This window comes from Plantactinospora sp. ZYX-F-223, assembly GCF_039649625.1.
In the GTDB taxonomy this organism is placed as follows: Bacteria; Actinomycetota; Actinomycetes; order Mycobacteriales; family Micromonosporaceae; genus Plantactinospora.
Genome location: NZ_JBDJAV010000123.1, coordinates 1 through 4,152 on the forward strand (window position 1 = coordinate 1; position 4,152 = coordinate 4,152).

The following is a 4,152-nucleotide window of genomic DNA, read 5'->3' on the forward strand; positions in this document are numbered from 1 at the left end:
CGTCCCGCAGCGCCCAGGCGAGCGCGAGCTGGGCCGTTCGCGTCCTCGTTTCCCCTGGGCCGTGGCGTGCGGGATGGCCGGGAACGCCTCGGTGACATTGCCCGCCAGCACACTGACCGCTTCCTCACGACCCACCAGCCAAGATCCACGGACCTGCCTTGGCTGTTCAGGGCGCGGGTCGGCGGAGCCAGCGGCGGAGTGTGCGTGGTGGGTCGAGGTGGCCGCCGGCGTACAGCCAGGACTCGAAGCGGTCGAGGTCGGCGCGGAACGAGGAGTCGACCGGTTTCGGGTGGTCGAGCGCCCAGGTGTCGAACAGCGGGCGGAACTCCGTGCCGAGCCGTTCGGTCAGGTCCGGGCGCATCCTGGCCGCGACCGACCGGCGTTTGGACTGGAGCGACCGGGCCTCGACCGCGACCCGGTGCGCGTCGAAGCCGGCCGGCACTTGGCCGCCGGCCAGCAACGCGCGGAGGAGTTCCCGCTGCCGCGCGGCCAGTTTGTCCCGCGCTGTCACGGGGTTCCACCGCCGCCACCACCGCCGCTGTCGCTACTCAGGGTGGGCGGACCGTAGGAGTAGTAGGTTTCCCGCTGGCGACCTCGGCCCTTCTTCTTCTCGGGCGGGGTGGCCGACGCGACGAGCGCCGCGCGTAGCTCCTCGTCCGGGTAGGCGGCCATCCCGGACACCGCGACTCGGTCGACCCCGTCGAGTTGGCGGGCGGCCAGCGCCACCACCGGGTTGTTGCGCCGCGTGCGGGCGGGAAGCGGCCAGACCGCGATATAGAACGCCGGGATGATCGCCATGCTGACGATGAGCTGGATGAGCAGATAGCCGATCGGGTAGCCATCGGTGATGCCGTCCACCAGGCGGGCCATGCCGACCGCGAACACCAGACACAGCAGCGCCAGCGAGGCGTACGTGGCGAGCGCCCGCTCCCACCGCGACCGGGAGCGCTGACCAGCGGCAACGCGTTCGGCAAGCGCTCGAACCTGGGGCATCGCCTTGAGTCGACGCCGAAGCGCGTGGACCTTCGTCGGCTGCTGGCGGACGACCGAGTGGACGTCCCGGCCGATCGGGTGGTCGGAGGCCGGGTCGCCCGGTGCGGACAGCCCGCCCTTGCGGTTCACCCTGAGCTGTTCACTGTGGACGAGGCGGGCGACGGCCGCGTCGACCACCCGATCGGTGCCGCCCGCGAGGAAGGCCACCTCCGCAAATTCCACAGCGGACGGCAGCTCGGCCGGCGCGGTCCGGTTGGCCCAGCGGCGGGCGTACTCCGCCACCGCCAGGCCGGCGATCACGGCGATTGGGTAGAGCAGCAGGAACTGCGGGCCCGAGATGCCCCAGGGCTGCATCAGGACTCCTTGGCAGCAGTGATGACGGCACGGATCGCGGCGAGTTCGGCGGCCAGATCGGCGTCGGGTGGGTAGTCGTCGTCGCGTTCCAGCATGACCCCCGGCGGGTCGACGCGGGCGCACAGCGCGGCGAGGGTGTCCAGCACCTGCGGCGGCACGGCGTGAGCGTGCGTGTCGTGGTAGAGCCCGTCGTGGGTGACCCCGCCCGCGACGTGCACGTAGGCCAGCCTCTCCAGCGGCAGCTCGTCGAGGAACGTCTCCGGCGCGGTGCCGAGGTTGACCGCGTTCGTGTACAGGTTGGCCACGTCGACCAGCAGCCGGCAGTCGGTGCGCTCGACCAGCTCGGCGAGGAACTGTCCCTCGGTCAGGTCGCTGTCCGGCCAGTCGAGCAGCGCCGCGATGTTCTCCAGCGCCAACGGCACCGGCAGCTCCGCCTGCACCCGATTCACGTTGTCCACCAGCACGTCCAGCGCGTCACGGGTGCGCGGCACCGGCAGCAGGTGCCCGGAGTCGAGCCCGCCGGCGCGGCTGAACGCCACGTGCTCGCTGACCAACGGCGCGTCCACCGCCTCCGCCACGGCAGCCAGGTGGGCGACCCGCGTGCGGTCCACCGGCTCCGCCCCGCCGAGCGACAGCGACACCGCGTGCGCGATCACCGGCATCCCCCGTTCGCGCAGCACGGTCAGCGACTCCGGCAGCGGGTCCGGGTGGATGTTCTCCGCCAGCACCTCCACGAAGTCGACACCGGGCAGCCGCTCCACCGTCAGGTCGATCTCCGGCCGCCAGCCGATCCCGACGCCGAGTCTCGGCCGCGTCATGGTGTCACCTCCACCGAATCCCCTGTCCTGCGATCAACCCAAGCCCACAGTGGCTATCAGGGGGCACCGCCGCCGCAGCCGCCGCCGGACGAGCTGTCGCTGGAGGACGAGGTGTAGTTGTGCGTGTAGGTGCTGCCGCCGGACGAGCCGATGTGCACGAAGGAGTCGAACGCGCCTGCGGAGGCGTAGCTCCAGGTGCCCCCGGCGAACGCCACCGCCGCGCCGTGGGTCAGTGCCTTGGAGAGCTCCCTGTCCGGGTAAGCGTGCGGGCCGCTCACCGCCACCCGCTCCAGCGGATCCGCCGCCTGCCCTCTCGCCGTGACCTCGGCCACCACCCGGTCGCCGTGCACCGTCCGGGCCTTGGGGGCGGACGTGAGCCGGGTGCTCAGGTACACACTGGCGATGAACGCCGCGGCGAGCAGATAGCTCAGATAGCCGGTGGGCAGGTCGTTGGCGATCCCGTTGACCCAGCGGGCCAGGCCGACCACGAACAGCAGGTACAGCAAGATCGGAGCGAGCCATCGTGCCCGGACCGCGCGGGCCGGGGCGACGAGCAGGCCTCGGCGGACCAGTGACTCGCCGATCTCGGTCACCACCGGTTTGCCGGCAAGCTTCTCGGCCACCATCGCGACCTTCCGCGGTGCGGTGAGTTCGGCGAGCACCGCGTCGTCGAGCGGGCGTCCGGTCGGCTCGCCGTCCGCCGTGGCGGTCAGGGTGCCGCGACGGTCGACTCTGACGTCACCGGCGTCGACCAGCCGGACGACGCCAACCTGGACCGCGTGCTGCGGCCCGCCCGCGAGGAAGCCCAACTCCTCGGGAGCCGGCGGGTCGGGCGGCTCGGCAAGCCGTGGCCTGCGCACCGCCATGCGCACCCCGACCGCCACGGCGAGCCCCACGACCAGGCCGGCGGAGTACAGCCAGAGGAACTCCGGCCCCGACAGTCCCCACGGATGCATCGTCTACCCCTTTCCCCGCGCTCGGCGGACATTGTCTCTGGTGTGATCAGCGACGCCCATGAAGGGCCCGGCGATGGCCGAGCCACATCTCCACGCGGTCGCCGTGCACCGCGTGCCGCACAGCGCATAAGGGTTTAGGTGCGGATGGCTGGCCGGCTGCACTGGGTGACTCGGCGTCGACCAGTAAGTTTCGACCTGCCCGACCTCATCCCGCTGACCCGGATGAGCGCGGTGTCCGGATCCTCACGTCGGTTGAGAGAGCATCTGCCATCCGCGCTCCTGCCAGGGCTCGTCCCGGCGCCGGAGTGCCCCGGCGCGATCGTCGGCCGTGGACTGTGCGAGCTTGGCGTCATCCGCGCTCATCCAACCGTTGCGGCACGCCTGTTCGTACTCGTCCCAGTCCTCGATCTCGACACGCGAATCCCGCTCGTGGAGCACCGGGTCCAGTTCGAGATCGATATACCGCCAGCCTGCTTCGGTACGCTCAGGCGGGACGCACACGTCGATCTCAAGCCGCCGATCGGCAGGATCGCCGACCCACCACGCCACCCACGGCCGGCCCGCCGCGAGCAACACCACAACGGGTACCGGAAGAGCACCACTGTCATGCGGAGCACCCCATGGTGAACCGGCCGGACCCCACAGCCACGTCCCGGCACGGTCTTCAATGATCTGCTGGAGATCAAACCAGAAGACGCCTCCGGGGCGTTTGATCTTGCACAGGCGTACGCTTCCGCTGTTCTGAACCACGCCCACAGGAGCACGTTAGGGGCAACCGGAGTACGCCGCGACCGGCGCACGGAGCCCCGCCACCGCCGACTCCGCCCAGGCCCTCCAGCTGGCCGCCACCCTGGCCCAACCGGCCCGCACCGCCGCACGAGCCAGCGACCAAGCCCTCATCCTGGCCCGCGCCCCACCGGAAGGGCAGCCCCTCCTGGGAAGAATTGGCCCAGGCAGTCGGAGACTCCGACCGACCACCCCAGCGCCCCACCAGCCCCCGATCCGGCACGGTTGGCCCTACCGTCAGTCGA

Annotated in this window: 5 protein-coding genes; all 5 read right to left on the reverse strand. The window is 71.2% G+C overall.

The window, feature by feature from the left end:
- Positions 1–166: 166 nt before the first annotated feature.
- Positions 167–511 (reverse strand): hypothetical protein, encoded by a 345-nt coding sequence (locus AAH979_RS42525; protein ID WP_346263786.1) that lies wholly within the window; start codon positions 509–511, stop codon positions 167–169.
- Positions 508–1,347 carry a TIGR04222 domain-containing membrane protein gene (locus AAH979_RS42530; RefSeq protein WP_346263787.1) on the reverse strand — a complete coding sequence of 280 codons (840 nt, stop codon included), beginning with the start codon at positions 1,345–1,347 and terminating at the stop codon, positions 508–510. The genes AAH979_RS42525 and AAH979_RS42530 overlap by 4 nt, the downstream gene beginning before the upstream one ends.
- Positions 1,347–2,165 carry a DUF692 domain-containing protein gene (locus AAH979_RS42535; RefSeq protein WP_346263788.1) on the reverse strand — a complete coding sequence of 273 codons (819 nt, stop codon included), beginning with the start codon at positions 2,163–2,165 and terminating at the stop codon, positions 1,347–1,349. Before AAH979_RS42535 ends, AAH979_RS42530 begins: the two co-directional genes overlap by 1 nt.
- Positions 2,166–2,221: 56 nt before the next feature.
- Positions 2,222–3,121: a TIGR04222 domain-containing membrane protein gene (locus tag AAH979_RS42540; RefSeq protein WP_346263789.1), complete on the reverse strand. Its 900-nt coding sequence runs from the start codon at positions 3,119–3,121 to the stop codon at positions 2,222–2,224.
- 243 nt (positions 3,122–3,364) lie between these two features.
- Positions 3,365–3,877, reverse strand: a complete 513-nt coding sequence (locus AAH979_RS42545; RefSeq protein ID WP_346263790.1) for a DUF402 domain-containing protein — start codon at positions 3,875–3,877, stop codon at positions 3,365–3,367.
- Positions 3,878–4,152: the final 275 nt, after the last annotated feature.

Coding starts and splice junctions, on each gene's coding strand:
- AAH979_RS42540 (WP_346263789.1), bottom strand. CDS start 3,121: ATGCATCCGTGGGGACTGTCGGGGCCGGAGTTCCTCTGGCTGTACTCC.
- AAH979_RS42535 (WP_346263788.1), bottom strand. CDS start 2,165: ATGACGCGGCCGAGACTCGGCGTCGGGATCGGCTGGCGGCCGGAGATC.
- AAH979_RS42530 (WP_346263787.1), bottom strand. CDS start 1,347: ATGCAGCCCTGGGGCATCTCGGGCCCGCAGTTCCTGCTGCTCTACCCA.